Genomic DNA, 2784 nt, shown 5'->3' with positions numbered 1-2784 from the left:
AATATTCCCCATCATATTCATCGGATTAATCATAACTCTTTCCCTATTAATATCTCGTTGGGTATTTCAAGCGAATTTATAACCAAACCAAAGCGTAACAATCAGAATTAGATCATTCTTTCTAATCTGGAGGATGAACTGATAGCAAGATCACAGATCACTGCAAACCAAAAATTAATACTTATATTTCATTGATTTATAAAAACAAAAACAGCCCACTTCAAAAATTAGAATCCTCCACCAAATTGTGTTTTTTTTAGTCTAAATACGCTCACTGTGACTAAGTTCAATTTATTGAGATAGAACTATCATCAAATTATAAAACTAGAGTGACGACTCTAGTTTTAACACGAAGAATACAATTCGATAATAATAAGAAAATGCCTGTCTCCAATAAGAATATCGAACAAGGAATGCAAAATGTCAGTATTAGAGTTAGTTGATACCCACGTTACCCCTCTTGCCACCAATGCGGCGCCACAGGCCAAACCTGCTGCACCGGAATTTGCTGATGCAGAAAAGCTCGTCGATCACATAATTGAGGTCGTCGGTAAGGAGATTGTCCTTGGTGCTCCGTTGGCAATAGGTAAACCTATCTCCTTTGTCAATGCGCTTTACCAACGAGCCAAGGCAGATCCAAGTATTACGCTACGTATCGAAACCGGGATCACGCTGGAAAAGCCTGTTGGTAAAAGTAAACTGGAGAAAAACTTTCTGGAACCGTTTGTCGAGCGCGAGTTCGCTGGTGTCCCTGACATCGACTACATCATGGATCTAAGAAAAGGTGAGGTTCCATCCAACATCACCATCAGTGAATTTTTCTTCAAAGCAGGTAGCTTCCTCAACAGCCCGCAACAGCAAAACTATACCAGTACCAACTATACCCACGCCGTCCGTGACTTGCTGGATAAAGGAGTCAATGTCGTTGGTCAGCTGGTCGCCAAACGCACGATAGATGGCGTTACCACCTACAGCCTATGTAGTAACTCAGATCTGGCTCTAGACTTTGCGCCGGTTATCAAAGAGATGCAGGAAAGCGGTAAACCTGTTGCAATGGTAGCTGAAGTCAATTCCAATATGCCTTTCATGCAAAACCATGCTGAAGTGGCTGATAATGTCTTTGATTTTGTCCTCGACCAAAACCTGAAGCCAGACAACAAGGACTACGCCCTGTTCGCTGCGCCCCATGCCAGTATCTCCCCGGAAGACCATATGATTGGCTTCTACGCCAGTACACTGGTTAAAGATGGCGGAACACTGCAAGTTGGGATCGGTTCACTCAGTAGTGCACTGATTTACAGTACCTTGCTTCGCCACCAGAACAACGCTGTCTACAACCAAATCGTGGACGAGCTGCACGTTGCCGAGAAGTTCCCGGTCACCCGCAGCGTCGGTGATCGCGGTATTTTCGAAGAAGGTCTCTATGGCTGTAGTGAGTTGATGGTCGATGGTTTCATGAACCTCTATAAGGCAGGGATCCTTAAGCGGGAAGTGTTTGAAGATCTCACCGTTCAGACTTTACTAAACAAGAAAAAAATCACGACAGACGTTAGTGTCTCTACCCTGCTGACTTTGCTTGAGCATGGTGCGATTCATCAGCAGTTAACGTCAAAAGATGTGAGCTACCTGAAACGAATCGGTGTCTTCCACGAATCTGTCGAGTTCTTCAACGGTCAGCTTCAGGCCCAGCACCAAACCATGAAGGCCAACTTAGGTGACGCCGAAGCTTTGCAGTGGATCACCAAGTTCTGCTTAGGGGACAAACTCAGCGGCGGAGCCGTTATGCACGGTGCGTTCTTTATCGGACCGAAAGACTTCTATGAAGCACTCAATAACCTCAGTGATGAAGACCATAAGAAGTTCTGCATGACCAGCGTCAACTATGTCAATGACCTCTATGACCACTTCATTGGCAGCCAGCAACTGAAACAGGCACAACGCAAACATGCACGTTTCATTAACTCCGCGATGATGGTTACCCTGAACGGTTCCGCAATCTCCGATGCGCTGGAAAACGGTCAGGTTGTCAGTGGTGTCGGTGGTCAGTACAACTTTGTTGCCCAATCCCACCAGCTACCTGATTCACGTTCTATAATGAAGCTTCGGAGCTGTAGCGTTCGAAATGGCAAGTTGAAGTCGAATATCATGTTTAACTATGGCCATACCACCATTCCACGTCAGTTGAGGGATATAGTCATTACTGAATATGGTATTGCAGACTTACGCGGTAAGCCGGATCACGTTGTATACACGGAGCTGATCAAAATCGCCGACTCTCGTTTCCAGCAACAATTGCTAGACCAGGCAAAAGCAGCTGGAAAAGTCGCCAAAGACTATACAATCCCGGTAGAGTTTGGCAACAACACACCTGAGGCCATTCAAGGCATTTACCAGAAGTTTACCCAGCAAAATATATTTGGCCCATTCCCGTTTGGCTGTAGCTTTACGGCCGAGGAGCTTCAGCTGGGTAAAGCGTTAAAAGCCCTGAAAGCTAAAACGGCGACACCGAAAGGCAAAATCAAGTGCATACTGAACGCGATCACAACACCGAAGCCAGATAAGACCATACAGCCATTGTTGAAACGAATTGGTTTGGAAAACCCAACCAGTATCCAAGATAAGCTGACTCAGCGGTTGCTTATCGCGGAACTCAGAGGTCGGTAAACGGCCCGTCAATGTGAGCAAGCTGATAGAGGTAAACATGGCAAAAAAAAATAAGGAAATAGCACTGTGTCCCTACGCCGCTATTTGGGGTTGCCCCAAATGTCCGGTTAAGCGAGTTTG

General features: G+C 45.5%; 1 protein-coding gene. It reads left to right on the top strand.

From position 1 onward, the window contains the following. Positions 1 to 420 precede the first annotated feature (420 nt). Positions 421 to 2664, top strand: a complete 2244-nt coding sequence (locus MHN01_RS23440) for an acetyl-CoA hydrolase/transferase C-terminal domain-containing protein (RefSeq protein WP_239413764.1) — start codon at positions 421 to 423, stop codon at positions 2662 to 2664. The last annotated feature ends 120 nt before the right edge of the window (positions 2665 to 2784 follow it).

This window comes from Photobacterium sp. OFAV2-7 (assembly GCF_022347985.1).
Lineage (GTDB): Bacteria > Pseudomonadota > Gammaproteobacteria > Enterobacterales > Vibrionaceae > Photobacterium.
This window is presented reverse-complemented; position numbering and strand designations above follow the sequence as displayed.

Excerpts from the sequence above, each read along its gene's own strand:
- MHN01_RS23440 (WP_239413764.1), top strand. The coding sequence starts at position 421 with ATGTCAGTATTAGAGTTAGTTGATACCCACGTTACCCCTCTTGCCACC.